The organism is Labrys monachus (genome assembly GCF_030814655.1).
GTDB lineage: Bacteria > Pseudomonadota > Alphaproteobacteria > Rhizobiales > Labraceae > Labrys > Labrys monacha.
In genome coordinates this window covers 3,746,755-3,770,232 of the sequence record NZ_JAUSVK010000001.1, presented here as the reverse complement: position 1 = coordinate 3,770,232, position 23,478 = coordinate 3,746,755, and the positions used below count along the sequence as shown (strand labels likewise).

The window sequence follows — 23,478 nt, the reverse complement described above, 5'->3', positions numbered from 1 at the left end:
GCGAGCCCGGAACCCATAAACGCCGTCCTGCCGATGGTGCGGCTATGGGTTCCGGCCTTTCGCTTCGCTTCAGCCGGAATGACGGGTTCTGCGTTCAACCTGAAGCCATCATGTTCGAGCGCCCATCGGCCGATCGTGGACGACGGCTATCGCTTCAGCCGGGACAGCGCGAAGGGCGCCAGGTCGATCGTGCTCCTGCCTTCGAGGATCGTCTGCGCCACCGCTTCGCCGATCGCCAGGGAGTGCTTGAAGCCGTGACCGGAGCAGGCGCAGATCACGGTGACGCGGTCCATGGCCGGATGCCGGTCGATCACGAAGCCCCTGTGGGGCGTATTCGTGTAGAAGCAGGTGGCGTTGGCGACCACTTTCGGACGGACGCCGGCGATGTTGGGGGCGAGGAGCCTTGCGTGGAACGCCAGCGAGGCCTCGATATCGGCGGGCTCCATGGCTTCGTGGTCGATATCGGGGCCGTCGTCACTGGTGATGATCTTCAGCCCTTCGGCCGGGTCGGCGACCGGGAAGCCGGTGAAATAATCGCCCGGGCGCTCCGACACGAACCACATGAAGACCGGCATCTTCTCCGGCCGGAAGGATGAGGGATCCTCGACCGCGTACCAGCGGACCACCTGGCGCGTGACCGTCAGCAGGCCGTCATAGGGCGGACCGAGGAGCTTTCGCGTCCAGGCCCCCGCCGCGACGACCAGGTGGCGTGCGGCGAAGGCGCCGGCATTGGTCTCGATGCGAACCCGGTCGCCGGCCTGTCCGATCCTTTCGACCACGGTGTCCGGCAACACCGTCGCGCCGGCGCGGCAGGCGCCCGCGATCTGCGCGTCGATGAGGGCCTCCGGCCGCATATAGCCGGCATTCGGCTCGAAATAGCCGCGGTCCGCGTCGCGGATCGTGCGGAACTGCGGATAGCGCCTGCGCAGCTCGCCGGCATCCAGGATTTCATGCTCGATGCCGAACCGCCGGGCCATGGCGATGCTGCCGGCGACGAAATCCGGTGCGCCGTGCAGCGCACCCCCGGCGGCTTGGGAGCCGATGATCAGCGTGCCCGACCTCACGAGGAAGGTTTCGCCGAGTTCGCGTTCCAGCTCGGCGACGATCCGGTGCGAGCGCATCACCAGGGGAACGTAATCGGCGCCTTCGCCGACGGCCTCGCGCGTCACGCGGCTGTTGCCGTGGCTGGCGCCCCGCGCATGCGGCGGGCGGAAGCGATCGATGCCGAGGCTCGTCGCCCCCCGTGTCGTCGCCTGGTAGAGCGTCGCGGCTCCCATGGCGCCGAGCCCCACCACGGCGACGTCGAATTCCTGCGGCATCACTGCGTCTCGTCCTCGATCGTCAGCGCGGCCAGGGCGGCGGCCGGAAGGGGGGTGAGGGGCGAGCGGATGCGGTAATATCCGACCTCGCCGGGATCGGTCTTCCGCTGCCTGGCGGTGATTTCGGTCAGGCTGGTGCCGCACAGCCGCCCCTGGCACGGCCCCATGCCTGTGCGGACATAGGTCTTGACCTGGCCGGGGCCCAGGCCGCCGTGGGCGAGCGCGTCGCGGATCTGCCCGGCGCCGACATTCTCGCAGCGGCAGACGATGACGGCGTCGGACGGATTCAGGATTTCCTCGCGCGGCCTGTAGAGCCGTTGCAGCAGGGGGCGGACGGCGAGGTGGGCCTTGCGATGCCCTGCGAGCGTGCGACAGGCCGCGTCCCGCTCGGCGGCCGACAGCCTGCCCAGGCGGGCGGCGATCGAAACGGCCGCGATCTCGCCGTCGAAGGCGCTCGCACGCGCGCCGACGATGCCGCCGGCATCGCCGGCCACGAAGATGTTGCGCACCGAGGTCTCGCCCCATTGGTCTCTGCGGGGGCGGAAGCAGCGCTCCGCCGCGTCCCAATCATGGACGCAGTCGAGCGAGCGCGTCATCTGCTGGTGCGGAACGATGCCCTCATGCAGCGCGACCAGGCTGCAGGCTCGGCGCAATCGCCGGGCGCCGGCCGAGAAGGACAGGCCGGTCACCCGCTCGTCGCCTTCGATCGCGATGCCGCGCACGCCGCTGTGGACCTCCGCGCCGAGCCTTCTGATCGAGGCGAGCATGGCGATGCCCTTGGCGAGATAGCGCCAGCCCTGGCCGGCGAGCGCGCCCGGCAACCGGCCGAGCGAGGCGAGCCGGTCCGCCGTGGTGGCGGTATCGAGGATCACGACCCGGCCGGAACCGGCTTGCAGGCATTGCCGGGCATAGAGATAGAGCAGGGGGCCCGTGCCGGCGAGGACGACATCCTCTCGCGGCACCAGGCCGGATTCCTTCAGCATGATCTGCAGGGCGCCGATCGTCATAACCCCCGGCAAGGTCCAGCCGGGCAGGGGAACCGGCCTCTCGATCGCGCCGCAGGCGACGACGACGTGGCGGCCGCGCTGCCGCTCCAGCCGGTCGCCTTCCCTCGTCCAGACCTCGCCGCCGGCGTCGACGCGCCAGACCGAACGGCCGAGGGCCAGGGATGCGGAGGAACGGCGCAGCCTGTCGAGGAGCGCGCCGCCGCCCGCATAATCGGGGCCGAGCACGGCCATCAGCGCGGCGTTGTCGCGGTTCCGTTCGAGCCCGCGATAGATCTGTCCGCCCGGCGCATCCTGCTGGTCGATCACCAGCACGGAGGCGCCCTCTTCCGCGAGGCGCGCCGCGGCGCTCGCCCCGGCCGGTCCGGCTCCGATCACGATGGCGTCCCAGATCTGCGTCATGGCAGCACCCTGGCGCCGCGCTGCCGCCGCACGGCCATGCCGTCCTCGGCCTTCAGGAGGCAGGTCTGCCGGTTCTGCACGCCGTCCACTTCGGCCAGGCATTCGAAGCAGATCCCCATCATGCAATAGGGACCGCGGGCGGAGCGGGTGACCGCATGGTCGCGGAAGCCGTCGATCGATGCCGCGAGAAGGGCGGCGGCGACGCTGTCCCCGGCCTCGAAGGCTACCGCCCGGCCTTCGAAGAAGAGGGTGCCGCCGGGCCGCGCCGCGGCGCCGTCAATGCGCTTGAACATGGAAGCGATCGCTTGAGAAGGTCCGGACATCGTCCGGGAGCCGGCCGGCCAGGATGGCCGGGCCGAGGTCCAGCGCGTGCACGCTGGCGAGTGTCACGCCGCTGTGGCAGGTGACGGCGAAAGCGCCGGGATGGCGGGGCGACTGCTGATAGATCGGCCGTCCGTCCGGCGACAGGATGCGCAGGGCGCCCCAGACGCGGACCACCGAAGCCTCCGCCAGCGCGGGAAACACCTCGATCGCCGCCCTGACGAGCCTGGCCGCCGTTGCGACGTCGGTGCCGTCGTCGAGGCCCGCCTCCTCATGGCTGCTGCCGAAGAGGAAGGAACCCTCCTCGGTCTGGCGCAGATTGTTCGCCGCATAGGGAAAGAACGGGGCGACCCTTTCCGTGACCACGATCTGGCCGCGTTCCGGCTTCACCGGCAGCGCGATGCCGAGCTGCCCTGCCAGCGAGGGACCGCCCAGGCCGGCGGCGACCACCACCTTGTCGCAGCCCAGCCGCTCGCCGCCCGACGACAGCGTGAAGCCTTGCCCGTCCGGTTCGATGCGGTCGACCGGGAAGCCCGGCCGGTAGTTGCCGCCCCGGCGCCGGAGCGACAGATGCAGGGCGCGCAGCAGCAGCAGCGGGCTGACATGGGAATCCTGGGAGCAATAGGAGGCGCCGGCGACCCGTTCCCCCAGGCGCGGAAGATCCTTCTGCAGCTGCGCCCGCTCGATCACCTCGATGTCGATATCGCCGCCGGCCGAACGGGTCTGCTCCGCCACCCGCCGCCGGCCCTCGAGTTCCGCGTCGCTGAAGCAGAAATGGAAGCCGCCCGGCCGGCGCCAGCCGATGTCGAAGCCGCAATCCTCGGCCAGCGCGGCGTCGAAATCCTGCCAGAGCCTGCCGGCGCGCAGCGACCAGCGCATATAGGGGGGAGCGCCGAGCCCCTTTCCCTGCAGCCAGACGAGGCCGAAATTGCCGCGGGAGGCCCGCAGCGCCGTGTCGCCCTCGTCGAGCAGCGCGACATGCGCGCCTCGCCGTGCCGCGCCCCAGGCGATCGCGGCGCCGATCAGCCCGCCGCCGATCACCGCAAGATCGATGTTTTTTGCCGCCGCTGCCCTCATGGCCCCGCCCGGCTAGCCGAAGAGAGGGAAGGTTCGCGGGCGCAGGCCGCCATGCATCCAGGTGACCAGCGTCACGATGTCGAAGACCGGCAGGCCGAAGGTCCGCTGGATCGCGGCCGAATAAGGCGGGAGGTTGGCGCATTCGCTGACGATCGCCCCCACCTCCGGATGGGATGCGAGCAGGCGCCGGACGACGTCGAGCACCTCGTCTTCCTGCTCCCCGGCGTCGATGTCGAGGCTGTTCGTCCGCATGTTGCGGCGGATGGCGCCGGCCTCGGGCAATTCGGCGATCGGCAGGCCGGTGGGGGAGCCGACATTGGTGAAGTGGATGTCGCGCATGGCCGAGCGGTCGGATACGATCACGCCGGCCGTCTTTCCCGCCGGCAGCATGTTCAGCACCATCGGGATCTGTTGCAGGCTCGATGAGGCGAGAGGAACCGGGCTGTGCTCGCGCAATTGCCGATGCACCGCAGAAAGGTAGCCGCAGGACGTGGTGATGCCGTCCACGCCCAGGGCGACGAGCTGGTCGATGGCGCCCCGGAAGACGTCGAGGGCCTCCTGCGCATCGCCTTCGATGACGTCCTGCGGGCGCACGTTCCGCGCGACCGCGAACTGCACCGGAAAGTCCCAGCTGTCGACATGCGCGATGTCGCCGGGGAGCCTGCGGAACTGGGTGTCCAGCACGATGATGCCGATCATCGTGCCGTGGACCGGCCGTCGCCGCCGATCCGCATCGTCCTGCTTGTGCATCGGAACCTCCGGAGCGTGACCTAGCTTGTCGAGGGCGGACCGTCGTCGGCGTCGCCGGCGCCCGGGCCGGGCGCCCGCCTGGCCAGGCCCTCCCAGCGGACGACCGCGTCCGTCTCCACGTCGAACAGGTCGAGAGCCCGGCCGACGCTGTGGCTGACCATGCTCTCGATGCTGTCCGGCCGGGCATAGAGGGCCGGCACCGGCGGCATGATGACCGCCCCCATCTCCGCCGCTGCCGTCATTGTCCTTAGATGGCCGAGATGGAGCGGCGTCTCGCGCACCATCAGCACCAGCCGGCGGCGCTCCTTGAGGACGACGTCCGCCGCCCGCGTCAGCAGGCTCGAGGTAACCCCGGACACGATCTCGGACAGCGAGCGGATGGAGCAGGGCGCGATGATCATGCCGCATGTCCTGAACGAGCCGCTGGCGATGGAGGCGCCGATATCGTTGATGTTGTGCACGACGCCGGCCCATTGTTTCAGGTCGCGCGGCTGCATCTCCAGTTCCTGGGCCAGCGTCAGATGGGCGGAGCGCGTCACGACCAGATGCGTCTCGATGCCGGCCGCGTCGAGCATCTGCAGGGCGCGGACGCCGTAGAGGGCGCCCGAGGCGCCGCTGATGCCGACGATGATGCGGCGCGGCGGCCTGGAAGGCGCCTGGTCGCCGCGCTGCCGGCTTCTGGTCTGTTCCATCGCAGGCTCCTCCCGGTCGGCCTTCAGGTCGCGTTCTCGAACCAGTCCGCCAGGTTGATGTCGTTGGCCATCCGCAGCTTCTTGCGCACGAACTCGCTGCGCCTGTGGAAGGGGGCGGTGGCGTCGATCAGCAGGCGGCCCCAATGATCCCTGGCTTCGTCGCGGTAGAAGGAAGGCGTCTCGGGGATGATCAGCATATCCTTGTCGGGGCGGGCACGGGTGAGAATCGCCCACATCACGTCGTCCATGTCGTAGATGTCGACATCCTGGTCGACCACCGTGATGACCTTGGCCCAGGTCGGCTCGGCACCGATGGTGGCGAGCATCACCTGCCTCGCATGGCCTTCATATTGCTGGTCGATCTTGATGATGGGATGGGTGACGAAAGGCTGGCACGTGACGTCGACGATGCCGGGCAGGGCTGCGCTGAGCCGCTGGTAGATGTTGGCGGACACCGAGAGTTCGAGCGTCAGCACCTCTTCGGCCGAGCCGCAGAGGATGCTGTGGAAGACCGCGTCCTTGCGGACGGTGACGCCGAGCACCTCGAAGACGGCGTTCGGGCCGACGGGCACGTAATATCCCATGAACTCGCCGAACGGGCCTTCGGGCCGGCGGATGTTGGGCAGGAAGCGGCCCTCGATGACAGAGTTGGCTCGGTTTGTTTGGACAGCTTAGCCCTGCCGGATAAGTGGATTTCAGCCCGTATTATGCCGCGGCCGGGATTGGGGTTGGCTGGCTGAAGTAGGCCTGATCGGGTGTCTTCCGGTCAAGGCTCGAATGGGGTCTGCGGGTATTGTAGAAAATCAAATATCGGCCGATCGAGGCGCGGGCCTGGGACACCGTGTCGTAGGCGTGGAGATAGACTTCCTCGTATTTCACCGACCTCCAAATTCTCTCGACGAAGACATTGTCGCGCCAGGCGCCCCTGCCATCCATGCTGATCTTGATGTCGTTCTTGATCAGCAAGCCGGTGAAGGCCTCGCTGGTGAACTGGCTGCCTTGATCGGTATTGAAGATTTCCGGCTTGCCATAACGCACCAGAGCCTCCTCGACCGCCTCGATACAGAAGTCCGCCTCCATGCTGATCGAGAGCCGCCAGGACAGCACGCGGCGGCTGAACCAATCCACCACGGCTGCCAGATAGACAAAGCCACGCCGCATCGGGATGTAGGTGATGTCCATCGCCCAGACCTGATTGGGCTTGGTCACCGGCAGTTCGCGCAGGAGATAGGGATAGATCTTGTGTCCCGGCGCTGGTTTCGAGGTGTTCGGTCGCCGGTAGATTGCCTCTATCCCCATGCGCTTCATCAGCGTGGCGACGTGCAACCGTCCGGCTTGGTGCCCATCGGCAGCCAAAAGACCTTGCAGCATGCGAGAACCGGCGAAGGGATGCTCAAGGTGCAGCTCGTCGATCTGCCGCATCAGGGTAAGGTCGGCGGGCGGCACAGGACGGGGCAGATAGTAGACGCTGCTTCGCGCCAGTCCCAAAGCCTTGGCTTGGCGAGTGATCGGAAGTTCGTGCGTGCGGTCGATCATTTTCTTGCGCTCAGAAGGCCGGCCTTGGTGAGCGCTCCTTCTAAAAAATCATTCTCAAGCGTCAACTCCCCGATCTTGGCATGGAGGGTTTTGACATCAACCCCGGACGAAGCTGGCACGGCCGTGCCACCCGCACCGAATACCCCGGTTGCCCCTTCAAGAAGCTGTGTCTTCCACTGACTGATCTGGTTGGTGTGGACATCAAACTGCTGAGCTAACTCATTCAGCGTCTTCTCGCCCTTGATCGCCGCCAAGGCTACTTTCGCCTTGAAAGCCGGGCCATGGTTCCGGCGTGCTCGTCTCGTCATCGTCGCTCCTGTTCTTGGCATCCTATGCCAGGTTCAGGGCCAAATTCCACTTATCGGTCCTGTCCGTTTTTCCCGAGCCAGCTCTGACGATCTCCGTATCCGCGGGCACTTCGAGGTCGATATGCCGGCATTTGCGCATGGCGATCGGCTTGCCCGCCAGGGACGCGGCGACCTCGAGCTCGTCCACGTCGTAGGGAAGCGGCGCGGCGGCGGTCAGGAAGCTCGTCGGCGGCGGGCCGATCAGCATGGCCGCCTCGAGCGGCTTGCCCATCTTCTCCGCCTTCTCGTGATAGATCGTCAGGTGGTGGCGCGGCGCGAGCCGGCAGCGGAGCTCTTCGTCGCTGATATACATCGAGCGGTGGAAGGAGAGGTTGCCGACGCCGGTTTCCGGATCCCTAGCGATGAACATGGCGGAGGTGAAGTAGGTCCCCCCGTCCCGGTCGGAATAGGTGATGAGCGGGAGATCGCTGAGCTTGCAGTCGACGAGTTCCGGCTCGGCGTCCCTCGTGAAGAAGCCCCCTTCCTTCATCCGGCTGCCGAGATTGGACAGGTTGCTCCACTGGCGGCAGAAATCGGACGCCTGGATGCCGATCAGCTCCGCCAGCCGGTCGCGGGAGCCGTAGATGTTGGTGAGAACCGGAAAGCGCGTTCCCTTCACATGGGTGAAGAGGATGGCCTTGCCCCAGCGCTTCTGCGCGGCGGCCGTCACTGCGGCGAGTTCGTGGGCGGGATCGATCTCCCTGTCGACGACCAGAAGGTCCCCGCGGTCCCGCAACCGCTGCATATAATCTCTCATCGGATCTTCCTCGGCGGCTGGATGTTGACGGCGGGCGAAGCGGCCTTGCCGCCGGCGGTCTTGCTGCCCTGGTAGGACGCTTCGTGGGAACTCCGCAGCCGGTACCGGTCGCCCGGGTAGAGAAAGCGGCTGCGCGTGACCGGCACGGCGTTGCGCCAGGTCCTCCTGTCCAGCAGGAGGCAGGGCTGGTTCTCGTCGATCTGAAGCAGCTGCGCGCTTTCGCGATCCGGCCGGATCGCCCGGATCGTGTTGTCCACCGACGTCACTTCGGTCTCGCGCAGCAGATAGTCATGCGGGGTGAGGCGCGCGAAATCCTGGCGCATATAGTCGGGCGCCTCGCTGGAATTGACGAAGCGGTCCTCGATCTGGATGGGCGTGCCGTCCTCCTTGTGGACGATCCGCGAATGAAAGACTGGCACGTCCGGCGGCAGTTGCAGCAGTTTGCCGAACGGGCTCTGCGGATCGAGCACTTCCAGGACGATGACCTCGCTGGTGTGGACGCCGCCGGCGTCCTCGATCTCCTCGGAAACGTCCTTCAGATCGAAGACCGCGCATTGCATCCTCGATCCCAGCACGAAGGTGCCGCGGCCCTGGATGCGCACCAGCAGGCCTTCGGACTGGAGTTCCCGCAGGGCCCGGCGAACCGTCAGGGGCGATGCGTCGAATTCCTCCGCCAGATCCTCTTCCCTGGGGATCTGGAAGTCGACCGGCCATTTGTCCTCGTTGATACGTTTGGTGATCGCCGCCTTGATCTGCGCATAGAGCGGCTGCTGGGTCGCAAGCGACGAACTCATTCTGCTTCGCCTTAAACGTATGTGATAACCAGTCAGATATTATATCATTAGGACGCCGTCCAGCCTTGGAATGCATCATATCGTGCCATTTTTTTATGCTTGACACAAAATTATGCGCTGCCTATCGATATCATTAATGCGATGAAATGATATCTTATCGGGGTGCCACCCCCGGTGGATCGCATGTCAGGCTTGGAATGGACGGGGTTGAAAATGAGCGACGGGCACGCGGCTCTCGATCGGCTGAAGATGTATGTCGGGGGCGAATGGGTAGAGCCGGCGCAGGGCGACTATCTGGAGACCGTCGATCCGTTCACCGCCAGGCCCTGGGCGCTGGTTCCCCGCGGGTCGGCCGCCGATGCCGACCGGGCCGTGAAAGCGGCGCACAAGGCGTTCAAGGAAGGCCCCTGGGGGCGCATGCATCCCAGCGAGCGCGCCCGCATCCTCTATCGTTTCGGTGAGCTGATCGAAGCGAACGCCGACGCCCTGGCGGCCACCGAAGTCCGCGACAATGGCCGCCTTCTCGCCGAGATGCGCCATCAGATCCGCTACATCCCGAACTGGTACCGGTATTACGCGGGACTGGCTGACAAGATCGAGGGGGTCGTCCATCCCTGCGACAAGCCGGCGCTGAGCTTCTCCCGGCCCGAGCCGCTGGGGGTGTGCGTCGGCATCGTGCCGTGGAACGCGCCGCTATTGCTGCTGTCGCTGAAGGCGGCGCCGGCGCTCGCTGCCGGCAATACCATCATCATCAAGCCGGCCGAGCATACTTCGGCGAGCGCCCTCCAGCTGATGACGCTGGTCGAGGACGCCGGCTTTCCGCCCGGCGTGTTCAACGTCGTCACCGGTTTCGGCAAGGAGATCGGCGAGCCGCTGGTGACCCATCCGCTCGTGCGGCATGTCGGGTTCACCGGCTCGACGGCCACCGGCGCGCACCTCTATTCCCTCGCCGCCCGCGACGTGAAGCGGGTGTCGCTGGAACTCGGCGGCAAGTCGCCGAACATCGTCTTTGCCGACGCCGATCTCGACAATGCCGTCAGGGGCGTGGTCGGCGGCATCTTCGGCGCCACCGGCCAGACCTGCATCGCCGGCTCCCGGCTTCTCGTGCAGCGATCCGTTCACGACCGCTTCCTGGAGAAGCTGATCGATTTCACCCGCAAGGCCCGGGTCGGCGACCCCACCAATCTGGAAACCCAGATCGGCCCCATCGCCAACCGGATGCAGTACGACAAGGTCCTCGGCTATATCGACATCGCCGTCAGCGAGGGCGCCGAGCTGCTCTATGGCGGCTGCCGGCCGGAGCTGGCGGAATGCCGGGACGGCTTCTTCATCCAGCCGACCATCTTCTCGGGCGTCCGCAACGACATGCGCATCGCCCGGGAAGAGGTGTTCGGCCCCGTGCTGTCGACCATTCCTTTCGACGATCCGGAAGAGGCGGTGGCGATCGCCAACGACAGCGAGTTCGGCCTGGCGGCCGGGGTCTGGACGTCGGACATGCAGCTCGCGATCCGCATGTCCGAACGGCTGGAGGCCGGCAGCGTGTGGATCAACACCTATCGCGACATCTCCTACACGACGCCCTTCGGCGGCTACAAGAAGAGCGGCATCGGCCGGGAGAACGGCGTGGAAGGCATTCGCGAATATCTGCAGACCAAGGCCGTCTGGATCTCGACGGCGAGCGAAGTCCCCAATCCGTTCGTGATCGGATAGGCGGGGCCCGATGCGGATCGCGCATGGCCCGCCCTCCCGGCACGCACCTCGATGAAGGAGACGGAAATGGAAGCCCGGACAGGAAGCGACATCATTGCCGACGAGCTGAAGGCGAACGGCGTCGACCTCGTCTATCACGTGCCCGGCGAGAGCTTCCTGCCGGCGCTCGATTCCTTTTCGACGCGCCACCCCGACATACGCTGCATTTCCTGCCGCCACGAGAACGGCGCCGCCCAGATGGCCGAGGCCTATGGCAAGCTCACCGGCCGGCCGGGCATCGCGTTCGTCACCCGCAGTCCCGGGGCGACCAATGCCGTGAACGCGGTTCACACCGCCTTCCAGGACAGTTCGCCGATGATCCTCTTCGTCGGGCAGGTCAAGCGCTCCCTGATGGAGCGTGAAGCCTTCATGTCCTATGATTTCAGGACGCTCTTCGCCCCGCTGACCAAATGGGTCGCCCAGATCGACGATCCCAGGCGCATCCCTGAATTCATCCAGCGCGCCTTCCACACGGCGATGACCGGCCGCATGGGCCCGGTGGTCCTGGTCGTGCCGGAGGACGTCTTCGAGGAGCATTGCGAAACGGCGCCTTCGCGTCCCTATGAGCGCGTCCGCGCCGGCGTTCCCGCGGCGCAGGATCTCGGCCGCATCGCCGGCATGATCGCGGCTGCCGAGAAGCCCGTGCTCGTGGTCGGCGGTTCGGGATGGACCGAGGCGACGCGCGACGCCGTCCAGGCCTTCTCCCGGACGCAGGCCATCCCCGTCGTCACCACCTTCCGCCGCCGCGACATTATCGATCACGCCTTCGAGCACTATGCCGGCGAGATCGGCATCGGCTCGAATCCGAGGCTGCTGGAACACATCAAGCAATCCGATCTCGTCATCATGTGCAACGACGCGCTGAGCGACGTCAACACCATCGGCGCCGGCTATATGGAGGGCTTCACGCTCTTCAGCATCCCCACGCCGAGGCAGCAGCTCATCCACGTCACCGGCAGTTTCGGCGATCTCAACCGGGTGTTCCAGGCGAGCCTGGCGCTGGTGGCCGACAACGACGCCTTCGCGGCCGCCCTCGGGGCGATGGCGCCGATCCAGCCCGAGCGCTTCCGCCCCTGGAGTTCGGCGTTGCGGGCGACCTTCGAGGCGGAGAGGGCGCCGCAGCCTTGTCCGGGCAGCCTCGACATACCCTCGATCATGACATGGCTGCGCCGGCGCCTGCCGGACGACGCCATCGTCACCAACGGCGTCGGTGCCTATGCGACCTGGAGCCAGCGCTATTTCTCTCATTCGAAGCTTCACACCCAGCTCGGCCCGATCAGCGGCTCGATGGGCTACAGCCTGCCGGCGGCGATCTCGGCCAAGCTCCTCCACCCCGGCCGCACGGTGGTGTGCTTCGTGGGCGACGGCTGCTACCAGATGAGCGCTGAGGAGCTCGCCACCGCCGTCCAGTACAAGGCGAATGTGGTGATCGTGCTGTTCAACAACAGCCTTTACGGCACGATCAGGATCCACGAGGAAAACCGCCTGCAGGGCCGCACCCACGGCACCGAGCTTGTCAATCCCGACTTCGCCCTGCTGGCGAAGGCCTACGGCGCCCATGGCGAGAAGGTCGCCTCGACCGAGGAATTCGAGCCGGCGTTCGAACGCGCCCTCGCGGCGGGCAAGCCGGCGCTCATCGAGCTCATCGTCGACCGCGACGTCATCCACACGCGCTACACGCTCTCCGACCTGAGGCGCAGGCGCCTCGCAGCCTCATCCTCGTCTGCCGGCTGAGGCGGCAACCCAACCTATCGGAGCAATCCCTCGCCAGAAGGGGATGCCGACGAACCACTTCATCCAGAAAGGGAATCCTATGAGAAATCTCGAGTTCGAACCGTCTGTCGGTGGAGCGCCGGGCCGCTTCGCCTCCAGGCGCATCCGCGCCGCCCTCGGCGCGGCTGCCGTCGCGCTGGCGGCCGTGGCCGGCGCCGGCCTCGCAGGCCCGACGAAGGCGTGGGCGGACGATGCCATCACGGCGGCCGTCAAGACCGATCCCGCGCTCCACGCCCTGCTGCCGAAGGCGATCCAGGATGCCGGCGTGATCAAGCTGGCGACCGACGCGCATTATCCGCCATGCGAGAGCTTCGCCGAGGACAACGTGACCATGGTGGGCTGGGAGCCCGACCTGTGGGAAGCGCTCGGCAAGAAGATGGGCGTGAAGTTCGTGGCCTCGTCGATCGATTTCGACGGCCTCATCCCCGGCGTGCAGAGCGGGCGCTTCGACACCGCGATGGAGTGCATCTCCGACACCCCCGCACGGCAGAAGCAGGTCACCTTCGTCGACCTGTCGATCTCGGTGAACGGCATCTTCACGCTGGAGGGCAGCCCGGTCACCAATGATCCGCTGTCCCTCTGCGGCCTCAAGACCGCGGCCCAGAAGGGCACGACCTTCGGCCAGAGCGTCGACGACGTCCTCAATCCCTTCTGCCTCAAGCACAACAAGCCCGCGATCGCCAAGAGCGAGTTTCCGACGGCCGACGCGACGCTGCTCGCGCTGTTTTCCGGCCGCGTCGACTTCCTCGTCAACGACGCTTCCTCCGCCGCCGAGATCAAGAAGAGGAGCTCGCGCCCTCTGAAGCTGTTCACGCCGGACATCCTGCCGCGCAAGATCGACGGCTTCGTCGTCAAGCGTGACAATATGGAGCTGGCGAAGGCGCTTCTCGCCGGTGTCGAGGCCCTGATCGCCGATGGCGTCTATGACAAGGTCATGGACAAGTGGGACCTCGCGGCCCTGAAGGTCGACAAGCCCGGCATCAATCTCGGCTCGCCGGCCCCGAAGCCGTAATTTCGATGCCTTTGCAGGCGAGCCTCGACGGCTCGCCTGCAAGCTCTGCCCGATCCCGACCGCCGTTCCCACCGCATCCGGCTTGACAGCATGACCTTGCAAAGTTCCGACCGCTCATCGATTGAGATTGTGATGTTGGCAAACAAAGCGACCAGGCCGAGCGCCGCCGTGCAGTCGAGGGACGACGTCGAAGATCATCTGCTGCCCGTCGTGCCGCGGCGGCGGCCGGGACGGTGGGTGGCCGGCATCGTCATGGCCCTGGCCACGATCTGGTTCATCCTGTCCGCGGCCGAAAACCCGAACTTCGAGTGGGATGTCGTCGCCGCCTACGTCTTCTCCCCGACCATCCTGCAGGGACTCTGGCTGACGATCTGGCTCACCGTCGTCTCCATGCTGATCGGCACCGTCATCGGCACGGTCTGCGCCTCCATGCGCATCTCCACCAACGTCTTCCTACGCATCCCCGCTTCCGCCTATGTCTGGCTCTTCCGCGGCACGCCGATCCTCGTGCAGCTGATATTCTGGTTCAACCTGGCGATCATCGTGCCCATCGTCTATCTGAAGCTGCCTTTCGGGCCGGTGCTGTATCAGGCCTCCGCCAACGACCTGATCACCCCCTATACGGCGGCGCTGCTCGGCCTCGGGCTGAACGAAGGCGCCTATATGAGCGAGATCGTCCGGGCCGGCATCCTGTCCGTCGATCCGGGGCAGCGGGAGGCGGCGAGAGCGCTGGGCATGACGCAGGGCCGCATCATGCGGCGCATCGTGCTGCCCCAGGCCATCCGCATCATCATCCCGCCGACCGGCAACCAGATCATCAGCATGCTGAAGACGACGTCGCTGGTGAGCGTCATCGCGCTGTCCGATCTCCTCTACTCCGTGCAGAACATTTCCTCGCGGACCTTCCAGACCATCCCGCTGCTTCTCGTCGCCTGCGTGTGGTATCTCGCCGCCACCACGGTGCTGTCCTTCCTCCAGGGACTGGTCGAGAAGGCGTTCGCGCCGAAGGACGTCGCCGCCGGCGGCGCTGCGGCCGTGCTCGCCGCCAAGCTGAACGGAGCCGCGCCATGACGAAGCCGACCGTGCTGGGCCAGCGCATCTCCAAGAGCTTCGGCCATCTGCAGGTGCTCAGGAGCGTTGACTTCCATGTCGGGCAGGGCGAGGTCGTCTGCCTGGTCGGCCCGTCGGGATCGGGCAAATCGACCCTGCTGCGATGCATCAACCATCTCGAGAAGATCGACGGCGGCGCCCTCTATGTCGATGGCGAGCTCGTCGGCTACCGCCGTGTCGGCAACAAGCTCTACGAACTCGGCGAGGCGGAGGTCGCGGTCAAGCGGGCCGAGATCGGCATGGTCTTCCAGCGCTTCAACCTGTTCACCCATATGACGGCGCTCCAGAACGTCATCGAGGCGCCGATCTGCGTGCAGCGGCGCAATCGCCAGGAGGTCGTCGACGAGGCGAAGGCCCTGCTGAAGCGGGTGGGGCTCGAGGACAAGCTGGCGTCCTATCCCCACCAGCTGTCGGGCGGCCAGCAGCAGCGCGTGGCGATCGCGCGGGCGCTCGCCATGAAGCCGAAGCTGATGCTGTTCGACGAACCGACCAGCGCGCTCGACCCCGAACTGGTCGGCGAGGTCCTCGCCGTCATGCGCGGCCTTGCCGCCGACGGCATGACGATGATCGTCGTGACCCACGAGATGCGCTTCGCCCAGGAGGTCGCCGATCGCGTGCTGTTCATGGACGGCGGCGTCATCGTCGAGCAGGGCAGCCCCGGGCAGATCTTCGGCGCCCCGCAGCAGGAAAGGACGAGGGCCTTTCTGTCGCGGCTGGGCTGACCGGTCCGGCGTCGCTGCCTCGATCACCGGGCAGGGCGGTCGCATGATCTCAATGCCGCAGCCGCGCCCTGTTCACGCCCACAGGCCTGCCGGCAGGGGCAGGCCCTCATAGAGCCGCGGCGGCGCTGTCCGGGCGAGGGGAACCGCGAAGCCCTGCAGCACCGCCTCCAACTGGCGGACGTGCTGGGCCGAATGCCAGGTCTGGCGTTCCAGGAGCTCCCATGCCGGACGGGCGCCGTAATAGGTCTGCACGGTCCACAGGCATGCCCGGTCATCGAGCCCTTCCCACCATCCGATCATGGCAGCGCTCGCCCGGCCGCCGAAGGCGAGGATGTCGCCCGTGGTCCTGACCGCATCGGGGACCGGCAGGTTGACATGATGCGCCCAATCCTCGAACTCGCCGGCGACATTGCGCACGAAGACATCGGGGATCTGATAGATGTGATAGGCGAGTTCCCGCATCGTCCTGTCTCGGCGGGGGATGGGCCGATGCTCCAGAAGTTCGCCGGGCATGTCCGCAACGAGAGACGAGGCGAGGCCGAGGAAATCCGCCCATCGCCGCACCAGCATCTCCGGCGACAGGCGATCGGCGCCGGTGTGCTCGCGGCCGAGGAATTTCGCCACCTGGTCGAGCGACTGGGCGAACACGAAATCCCCGCCGCGTGCGATCACCGGCAGGGATCGGGCACCCAATGCGGCGAGATCGGCGGCGCCCTGCTCGTTCTCCAGGAGATTGACCGATTCGAAGGGCACGCCGAGGCTGGTGAGGAATTCCTTGGCCTTGACGCAGGCCGAACATCCCGGCACCCAGAACACCCTGATCGGATCGATGTGCATCGCTGCGTTTCCTGTATCGTCAGTAGGTTGCGCGGCCGCCCGACAGATCGAACACCGCGCCGGTGGTGAACGAATTCTCTTCCGTCGCCAGCCAGCAGATCATCGAGGCGGCTTCCTCGAGTTCCAGCATCCTGCCGCGCGGGATCTTGCTGAGCATGTAGGCGATATGCTCCTGCGTCTGCATCATCGCGCCGGGCGTCTTCGCCACCGCCGGCGTGACGCAGTTGACGGCGATGTTCGTGGCGGCGAGCTCCTTGCCGAGCGATTTCGTCAAGGCGATCACGCCCGCCTTCATCGAGGAATAGGCGACCGCATTGGGATTGCCCTCCTTGCCGGCGACCGAGGAGAGGTTGACGATGCGCCCGTAATTGCGCTCGCGCATGGACGGCACCACCGCGCGGCAGCAATGGAAGGTGCCGACGAGGCCGACATGCACGACTTCGGCGAACGCCTCGGGCGGATATTCCCAGGTCGGCGCATTCGGGCCGACGAGCGCTGCATTGTTGACGAGGATGTCGATCTTCCCGAAGCGCTCCAACGTGCGGGCGACGCCCGCCTCCACCGAGGCGAGGTCGCCGATATCGACGTTCACGCCGAGGACGGCGTCCGGCAGCGCCAGCTCGGCGAGCGTGCGGCCGAGCAGGGCGCCGTCGCGGTCCCAGATGGCGACCCTGGCGCCCGACCGGGCGAGGCGCTGCACCACGGCCAGGCCGATGCCCTGCGCACCGCCGGTGACGACGGCGACGCGGTCCTTGAAATCATAGAGGTTCATTGATCAAATCCGAACTGGCGTCGTCAGGCTCGCGCATGCGCCTGCCCTAACGGCAAATCTCCTTGACTCTGGGAGGATCAAGGGTAAGGGCCATATTCGCCGTTTGACGGTCCGCCAGAAGACTTCATTCGGAACGCGGTCGTCGCGGTCGGCGATGCGGTCATGCCGTCGCGGCGGGCCTGGTGACCCGCCTTGCCGGCGGCCCGACATCCGCTGCCGATACCGGAGAATGCCACGTGCGTTTCGACCTTCTGTCGCTCCAGCTTTTCGTTGCGGTCTGTGAAGAGCAGAGCATCGCCAAGGCGGCCGACCGCGAGCATATCGCGGCGTCGGCGGTCAGCAAGCGCATGTCGGATCTCGAGGCGAGGCTCAACACGCCGCTCTTCCACCGCAGCTCGAAGGGGCTGGAACTGACGGCTTCCGCCCATACGCTGCTGCACCATTCACGGGTGCTGATGCGCGATCTCAACCAGATGGAGATCGAACTCGCCCATCACGCCAGCGGTGTCAGCGGCCAGGTGCGCGTCTATGCCAGCGTTTCCACCATCATCCAGCATCTGCCCGACGACCTCAGGGACTTCCTTGCGCGCCATTCGGCCATTCGTATCGTCCTCCAGGAAGGCACTAGCCAGCAGGCCGTCGAGGCGGTCGCCGAGAACGCCGCGGATATCGGCATCTTCGGCGGCGTCGTGCCGCGGCAGGGCCTGAAGATCTTTCCCTATCGCGCCGACCGGCTCGTCGTGCTGCTTCCTCTCGGCCATCCGCTGGGCGACAGGCCGTCGCTGCGTTTCGCCGACCTGCCGGATTACGACCTGATCGGTCCGACGAAGGGAAGCTTTCTCGATTCCCTGGTGCTGCGGGCCGCGTCGGATCTCAGCCGGCCGCTGAAGATGCCGGTGCGTGTCAATGGTTTCGAGACCGTGAGGGGCATGGTCGAGGCCGAACTCGGGGTCGGGCTCGTGCCCGAGGGATGCGCCGCGCGCTACGTCACCGGCGGCAAGCTCAAGGCAATCGAGCTCGACGAGCCCTGGGCCGTGCGCCAGTGGAACATCTGCGTTCAGGACGGCCAGTCCCTGCCGTCTCCGGTGAAGCTCCTGCTCAAGCACCTGACGAAGGACGGCGCCTGAGGGCGTTCTCCCGCGGTTCATCGCATGCCCAAACCATCGCAGCCGACGATGTGAGCGTTCCGAAGAACGACTCCCGGCGGCGCCGGGCCGGCTCCTATAAGACGGCAACGGCGGAAGACGATCGTCCATTCCCGCCCTGTCCTGTCGAAAGGTATTGCCTTGAAGATCGCGGTTCTCCCAGGTGACGGCATCGGAAAAGAAGTGACGGCGGAGGCGGTCAAGGCCCTGCGCGCGGTCATCGGAAACGAGTTTTCCCTGGATCTGCAGGAGGCGGTCATCGGCGGCGAGGGCCTCGACACCGTCGGCGACGCGCTGCCTCCCGAGACCCTGGCCGTCGCGCGTCAGGCCGACGCGATCCTGCTCGGCGGCACCGGCGTGCCGGAGGACGAGAAGCGCCCGCCCAGCGAAGGCGCCGGCTACGGCCTCCTCAAGCTGCGCAAGGCGCTGTCGCTCTACGCCAATTTCCGGCCGGTGAAGCTCTTCCCGGAACTGCTCGACGCTTCGACCCTGAAGCCGGACGTCGTCGGCGGTGTCGACATGGTCATCCTGCGCGAACTCAACGGCGATCTCTATTTCGGCCAGCCGCGGGGCATCGAGACGGATGCCGAAGGCAGGCGCGTCGGCTTCAACACGATGCGCTATACCGACGCGGAGATCGAGCGGATCGCCCATGCCGGCTTTCAGGCTGCGAGGCGGCGCCGGAAGAAGCTCTGCTCGGTGGACAAGGCCAATGTGCTGGAGACGATGGCGCTGTGGCGCGAGGTCGTCATCGAGGTCTCGAAGCAATATCCGGACGTGGAACTCAGCCACCTCTATATCGACGCCGCCTCCATGGTGCTGATCCGCAATCCCCGCCAGTTCGACGTCATCGTCACCGGCAACGTCTTCGGCGATATCCTCTCGGACGCCGCCGCCATGCTCGCCGGGTCCATCGGCATGCTTCCTTCCGCCTCGCTGGGCAGCGACAACAAGGGTCTCTACGAGCCCGTGCACGGCACGGCGCCCGACATCGCCGGCAAGAACATCGCCAATCCGCTGGCCGCCATCCTGTCGGTGGCGATGATGCTGCGCTATTCCTTCGGGCTCGAAAACCATGCCGCTCGCGTCGAGGAAGCCGTAGGCTCGGTCCTGCGCGACGGCTATCGGACGGGGGACATCATGCAGCCCGGCAGCAGGCTGGTCGGCACCCGCGAGATGGGCGATGCCGTGGTCGAGGCCGTCCTGCAGTCGGGCGGCGGCAGCAAGCTGGTTTCGGCTTCCCTCTCGTGAGGCTGTCGCTTCCTCTCCGCAAGGGGGAGGCGGTCACGGGCCGTTGTTTTGACGCATTGCAGATTCGAAATTCATATCGACATTTTTCAAGAACGATCTGGTGAGGAAGACGAATGGAAGCGCCGGTCAACTCGAATGAGCACAGGCCCCCGCTTGTCGGTATCGGCCAGTCCGTTCCGCGCAAGGAAGACCGCACGCTGGTGCGTGGCGAGGGATCCTATTCCGACGACCAGAACCTGCCCGGGCAGGCCTATGGCGCCGTGGTCAGGAGCCAGCATGCCCATGGCCTGATCCGGGGTATCGACCTGACGGCGGCTCTCGCCATACCCGGCGTCCTCGCCATCTATACGGGCGAGGATCTGGTGAAGGCGGGCCAGCGTCCGCAGCCGGCCGGCGTGACGGCTCCCAACCGCGACGGCTCTCCCATGCGCTGGCCGGCCTGGCGCGCGCTGGCCGTGGGCAAGGTCCGCCATATCGGCGAGGGCGTCGCCTTCGTGGTGGCGGAAAGCGCCGTCGCCGCACGCGAGGCGGCGGTCCTGGTCGATGTCGACATCCAGGCCTTGCCCGCGGTGACCGCGGCGAGCGAGGCGGTGAAGCCGGGCGCGCCGCTGGTTCACGACGAATTTCCCGGAAATGCCGCGCTCGACTTCCACTTCGGGGACAGTGCCGCGGTGGCGGCGGCCTTTGCTGCCGCCGCCCATGTGACGCGCCTGCCGATCATCAGCAATCGCGTCATCGTCGCGGCCATGGAGCCGCGAGCCTCGCTGGGCAGCTACGATGCGCAGGCGCAGCGCTTCACCCTGCGCCACGCCTGCCAGGGCGCCCATGGCGCGCGCAAGGTGGTCGAGCACATGCTCGGTGTCGAGGATGGCAAGGTGCGGATCCTCACCGGCCATGTCGGCGGCTCCTTCGGCATGAAGGCCCATCCCTTCGCCGAGGATCTGTGCGTGCTCCATGCCGCGCGCGACCTCGGCCGGCCGGTCAAATGGTCGGATTCGCGCAGCGAGAGCTTCCTGTCGGACACGCATGGGCGCGATCACGAGATGACGATCGAGCTCGCGCTCGACGCCGACGCCAATTTCGTGGCGATGCGCGTGCGCGGCGTCGGCAATGTCGGCGCCTATCTGACCCAGGGCGGCGTCTTCCCGCCGGCGGTCAACCAGATGAAGAACCTGCCGAGCGTCTACCGCACGCCGCTGCTCGAGGTGGAGACGAAATGCGTGCTGACCACCACCAATCCTGTCGGCGCCTATCGCGGCAACGGCCGCCCCGAGGCGAACTACTATGTGGAGCGCGTCATCGATCTCGCCGCGCTGGAGCTCGGCATCGATCCGGTGGAACTGCGGCGGCGCAACCATGTGAGGCCGCAGGAGCTCCCTTTCACCTCGGCGGGCCGGCAGGTCTATGACAGCGGCGATTTCACCGCGCTGATGGACGATGCGCTCCGTCTCTCCGACTGGGACGGCTTTGCCGCGCGCCGGGAGGAGAGCAGGGCACGCGGCCTGCTGCGCGGGCGCGGCGTCGGCCAATATCTCGAAGTGACGGGAGCGCCCGGCACGGAGATGGGCGGCGTGCGTTTCGAGCCGGACGGCACCGTCACCATGATCACCGGCACGCTGGACACCGGGCAGGGGCATGCCTCCGCCTTCGCCCAGGTGCTGGTGTCGGAACTCGGCATCCCCTTCGACAAGGTGAAGCTGATCCAGGGCGACAGCGACGAACTGGTAGCCGGAAGCGGCACCGGCGGCTCGAAATCGCTGGTCGCCAGCGGCCGCGCCATGATCGAGGCTTCCGCCAAGGTGATCGAGGCCGGCCGCAAGATCGCCGCCCACGAGCTGGAGGCGGCCGAGCAGGACGTGGAATTCGCCGCCGGCCGCTTCGTCGTGGTCGGGACCGACCGCGAGATCGGCCTGATGGACCTCGCCGCCAGGCTTCATGCCGGGCTCGATCTTCCGCCGGGCCTGCCTGCCACACTGAACGTCACGCATGTGCATGACGGCGTGCCTTCGGCCTTTCCGAACGGGTGCCATGTCGCGGAGGTGGAGATCGATCCGGAGACCGGCGCCTGCCACGTGGTGCGCTACACGGCGGTGAGCGATTTTGGCACGATCGTCAATCCGATGCTGGTCGAGGGGCAGTCGCATGGCGGTGTCGCGCAGGGCATCGGACAGGCGCTGATGGAGCGCACGGTGTTCAACGAACAGGGCCAGCTCCTGACCGGCTCCTTCACCGACTACGCTTTGCCGCGCGCCGGCGACGTGCCGCCGATCGCCATGGGCAACCATCCGACGCGGGCCCTGACGAATCCCCTCGGTGCCAAGGGCTGCGGCGAGGCGGGCTGCGCCGGCTCCCTGACGTCGGTGATGAACGCAGTCACCGATGCGTTGCGGCCGTTCGGCATACGCCACATCGACATGCCCGCCACGCCGGAGCGGATCTGGAATGCCATCCAGGAAGCGAAAGCCGGCGCCGAGCATCCATCGGCGGCGTGAGGGCGGCGATCATCGCGCTTTGCGATGATCGCCTTCCCAACAAAGATTCCTTTCGGGCACTTCACGCGGTCTAGAAATAGAATTGTCGGAATCGTCAGAGTTCCGGCGTGGATGAGCGCTGGATCGACCTGATAACGCTTGTCTCTCATGCCTGCCCGACTTGATTTCTATGGAGAATCCTATGATCCCGGCCCCTCGTCCTGCCGCGATGACCATGCTGGACAAGATCTGGGCGCAGCACAGCATCCTGGAGCGCGCCGACGGGCAGACGCTGCTCTATGTCGACACGCATCTCATCCATGACGGCTATGCCCCCGCCTTCGAATTCCTGCAGGCCCGGCAGTTGCGGCCGCGCTCGCCGAAGCAGACCTTCGGCACGCCCGATCACTATGTGCCGACCGACGGGCGCATTGTCGAACGCATCGCCAGCGCCGAACGGCGCGACATGGTCCAGTCGCTTGTCGAGAATTCCAACGATTACGGCATCACCCTGTTCGAGCTCGCCGATCGCCGGCAGGGCATCGTCCATGTGATCGGCCCCGAGCAGGGCATCAGCCAGCCGGGCATGACCATCGTCTGTGCCGACAGCCACACCTCGACGCATGGCGCTCTCGGCGCGCTTGCCTTCGGCGTGGGCATGACCCAGGCGACCCAGGTGCTCGCCACCCAGACGCTCTGGCAGCGCAAGCCGAAGTCGATGCGGATCTTCGTCGAGGGCGAACTCGGCTTCGGTGTCACTGCCAAGGACGTTATCCTGGCCATCATCCGGAAGATCGGCCCCGCCGGCGCGGTCGGCCACGTCATCGAATATGCGGGCTCGGCGATCCGCAGCCTGTCCATGGAAGGGCGGCTGACCGTGTGCAACATGTCGATCGAGGCGGGCGCCCGGGCCGGCATGATCGCGCCGGACGAGACGACCTTTGCCTATGTCAGGGGTCGCAACTACGCGCCGCCGGAAGGCGATGCCTGGGACCGCGCGGTGGAGCGCTGGTCGAAGATCGCCAGCGATGCCGATGCGGTCTTCGACCGCGAGGTGACGCTCGATGCCGGAGACATCGCGCCGATGGTGACCTGGGGCACCAGCCTCGAGGACGTCGCGCCGATCGACGGCCATGTCCCGGATCCCGACGGCGCCGCGACGGCCGAGCGCCGGGAGGGCATGTCGAAGGCGCTGGCCTATATGGGATTGTCACCGGGCACGGCGCTTTCGGAGATCCGCGTCGACCGCGTGTTCATCGGTTCCTGCACCAACGGACGCATCGAGGATCTGCGGTCCGCCGCCGCCGTCGTCAAAGGCCGCAGCGTGCATCCGGGCGTCGAAGCCTGGGTGGTGCCGGGCTCCGGGCTGGTCAAGGAGCAGGCCGAGTCCGAAGGTCTCGACCTCATCTTCCGCCAGGCCGGCTTCCAGTGGCGCGACGCGGGCTGCTCGCTCTGCCTCGGCACCAATGGCGAGACGGTGGCGGCGGGCGAGCGCTGCGCCTCCACGTCCAATAGGAACTTCGTCGGGCGGCAGGGTCGCGGGGCGCGGACGCATCTGATGAGCCCGTCCATGGCCGCCGCCGCGGCGGTGACCGGGCGGCTCGCCGACGTGCGGCAGCTTCAGCTGGGAGAATGAC

General features: G+C 66.7%; 21 protein-coding genes and 1 pseudogene. 9 read left to right on the top strand and 13 right to left on the bottom strand.

Annotated elements, in window-relative coordinates; genetic code table 11:
- Positions 1-146: 146 nt before the first annotated feature.
- The 11 genes and pseudogenes from solA to hutC form a co-directional block, all read right to left on the bottom strand.
- Entirely contained in the window at positions 147-1,319 is a 1,173-nt protein-coding gene (gene solA / locus J3R73_RS17120; protein ID WP_307429266.1) for an N-methyl-L-tryptophan oxidase, read from the bottom strand.
- Positions 1,319-2,725, bottom strand: a complete 1,407-nt coding sequence (locus tag J3R73_RS17115; protein ID WP_307429264.1) for an FAD/NAD(P)-dependent oxidoreductase — start codon at positions 2,723-2,725, stop codon at positions 1,319-1,321. The genes solA and J3R73_RS17115 overlap by 1 nt, the downstream gene beginning before the upstream one ends.
- Positions 2,722-3,018 (bottom strand): (2Fe-2S)-binding protein, encoded by a 297-nt coding sequence (locus J3R73_RS17110; protein ID WP_307429262.1) that lies wholly within the window; start codon positions 3,016-3,018, stop codon positions 2,722-2,724. Before J3R73_RS17110 ends, J3R73_RS17115 begins: the two co-directional genes overlap by 4 nt.
- Positions 3,002-4,123, bottom strand: coding sequence for an NAD(P)/FAD-dependent oxidoreductase (locus tag J3R73_RS17105; protein WP_307429259.1), 1,122 nt, complete (start codon positions 4,121-4,123; stop codon positions 3,002-3,004). The genes J3R73_RS17110 and J3R73_RS17105 overlap by 17 nt, the downstream gene beginning before the upstream one ends.
- 12 nt (positions 4,124-4,135) lie before the next feature.
- The gene (locus tag J3R73_RS17100) at positions 4,136-4,873 is read right to left on the bottom strand and encodes an aspartate/glutamate racemase family protein (RefSeq protein ID WP_307429256.1); all 738 of its coding nucleotides are present in this window, start codon (positions 4,871-4,873) and stop codon (positions 4,136-4,138) included.
- Positions 4,874-4,893: 20 nt separating this feature from the next.
- On the bottom strand, positions 4,894-5,565 hold the full coding sequence (locus tag J3R73_RS17095) for a UbiX family flavin prenyltransferase (RefSeq protein ID WP_307429254.1): 672 nt from the start codon (positions 5,563-5,565) through the stop codon (positions 4,894-4,896).
- 23 nt (positions 5,566-5,588) lie between these two features.
- The gene (locus J3R73_RS17090) at positions 5,589-6,041 is read right to left on the bottom strand and encodes a hypothetical protein (protein WP_370880095.1); all 453 of its coding nucleotides are present in this window, start codon (positions 6,039-6,041) and stop codon (positions 5,589-5,591) included.
- A gap of 21 nt (positions 6,042-6,062) precedes the next feature.
- Positions 6,063-6,209: pseudogene (locus J3R73_RS31550) on the bottom strand (UbiD family decarboxylase domain-containing protein); the annotation flags it as partial.
- Positions 6,210-6,270: 61 nt separating this feature from the next.
- A protein-coding gene (locus J3R73_RS17085) for an IS3 family transposase (protein ID WP_307421818.1) occupies positions 6,271-7,409 on the bottom strand; the annotation gives its coding sequence in 2 pieces (ribosomal slippage) (positions 6,271-7,142 and positions 7,142-7,409; 1,140 coding nt in all).
- A 22-nt stretch (positions 7,410-7,431) separates the two neighbouring features.
- Positions 7,432-8,205 carry a UbiD family decarboxylase gene (locus J3R73_RS17080; protein ID WP_307429251.1) on the bottom strand — a complete coding sequence of 258 codons (774 nt, stop codon included), beginning with the start codon at positions 8,203-8,205 and terminating at the stop codon, positions 7,432-7,434.
- A complete protein-coding gene (gene hutC / locus J3R73_RS17075; RefSeq protein WP_307429248.1) occupies positions 8,202-8,999 on the bottom strand; it encodes a histidine utilization transcriptional repressor HutC in 798 nt (265 codons plus the stop codon). The genes J3R73_RS17080 and hutC overlap by 4 nt, the downstream gene beginning before the upstream one ends.
- A gap of 213 nt (positions 9,000-9,212) precedes the next feature.
- On the opposite strand from hutC, the gene J3R73_RS17070 reads away from it, so the two are divergent.
- The 5 genes from J3R73_RS17070 to J3R73_RS17050 all read left to right on the top strand — a co-directional run bounded on the left by J3R73_RS17070 (position 9,213) and on the right by J3R73_RS17050 (position 15,365).
- The gene (locus J3R73_RS17070; RefSeq protein WP_307429246.1) at positions 9,213-10,709 is read left to right on the top strand and encodes an aldehyde dehydrogenase; all 1,497 of its coding nucleotides are present in this window, start codon (positions 9,213-9,215) and stop codon (positions 10,707-10,709) included.
- 66 nt (positions 10,710-10,775) lie between these two features.
- Entirely contained in the window at positions 10,776-12,482 is a 1,707-nt protein-coding gene (locus J3R73_RS17065; protein WP_307429244.1) for a thiamine pyrophosphate-binding protein, read from the top strand.
- 79 nt (positions 12,483-12,561) lie between these two features.
- Positions 12,562-13,533 carry an ABC transporter substrate-binding protein gene (locus J3R73_RS17060; RefSeq protein ID WP_307429241.1) on the top strand — a complete coding sequence of 324 codons (972 nt, stop codon included), beginning with the start codon at positions 12,562-12,564 and terminating at the stop codon, positions 13,531-13,533.
- Positions 13,534-13,665: 132 nt separating this feature from the next.
- Positions 13,666-14,604 carry an amino acid ABC transporter permease gene (locus tag J3R73_RS17055; RefSeq protein ID WP_370879943.1) on the top strand — a complete coding sequence of 313 codons (939 nt, stop codon included), beginning with the start codon at positions 13,666-13,668 and terminating at the stop codon, positions 14,602-14,604.
- A complete protein-coding gene (locus tag J3R73_RS17050; RefSeq protein ID WP_307429237.1) occupies positions 14,601-15,365 on the top strand; it encodes an amino acid ABC transporter ATP-binding protein in 765 nt (254 codons plus the stop codon). Before J3R73_RS17055 ends, J3R73_RS17050 begins: the two co-directional genes overlap by 4 nt.
- Positions 15,366-15,437: 72 nt before the next feature.
- On the opposite strand, the gene J3R73_RS17045 is transcribed toward J3R73_RS17050, so the two are convergent.
- Both J3R73_RS17045 and J3R73_RS17040 read right to left on the bottom strand, forming a co-directional pair.
- Complete coding sequence (locus tag J3R73_RS17045) at positions 15,438-16,202, bottom strand: glutaredoxin family protein (protein WP_307429234.1); 765 nt, start codon at positions 16,200-16,202, stop codon at positions 15,438-15,440.
- Between the two features lie 19 nt (positions 16,203-16,221).
- Entirely contained in the window at positions 16,222-16,974 is a 753-nt protein-coding gene (locus J3R73_RS17040; protein ID WP_307429230.1) for an SDR family NAD(P)-dependent oxidoreductase, read from the bottom strand.
- A gap of 236 nt (positions 16,975-17,210) precedes the next feature.
- On the opposite strand from J3R73_RS17040, the gene J3R73_RS17035 reads away from it, so the two are divergent.
- The 4 genes from J3R73_RS17035 to leuC all read left to right on the top strand — a co-directional run bounded on the left by J3R73_RS17035 (position 17,211) and on the right by leuC (position 23,477).
- Positions 17,211-18,101 carry a LysR family transcriptional regulator gene (locus J3R73_RS17035; protein WP_307429227.1) on the top strand — a complete coding sequence of 297 codons (891 nt, stop codon included), beginning with the start codon at positions 17,211-17,213 and terminating at the stop codon, positions 18,099-18,101.
- Between the two features lie 159 nt (positions 18,102-18,260).
- The gene (gene leuB, locus J3R73_RS17030) at positions 18,261-19,370 is read left to right on the top strand and encodes a 3-isopropylmalate dehydrogenase (RefSeq protein ID WP_307429223.1); all 1,110 of its coding nucleotides are present in this window, start codon (positions 18,261-18,263) and stop codon (positions 19,368-19,370) included.
- A gap of 113 nt (positions 19,371-19,483) precedes the next feature.
- Positions 19,484-21,862, top strand: coding sequence for a xanthine dehydrogenase family protein molybdopterin-binding subunit (locus tag J3R73_RS17025; protein WP_307429219.1), 2,379 nt, complete (start codon positions 19,484-19,486; stop codon positions 21,860-21,862).
- A 181-nt stretch (positions 21,863-22,043) separates the two neighbouring features.
- Positions 22,044-23,477: a 3-isopropylmalate dehydratase large subunit gene (gene leuC / locus J3R73_RS17020; RefSeq protein ID WP_307429216.1), complete on the top strand. Its 1,434-nt coding sequence runs from the start codon at positions 22,044-22,046 to the stop codon at positions 23,475-23,477.
- Position 23,478: the final 1 nt, after the last annotated feature.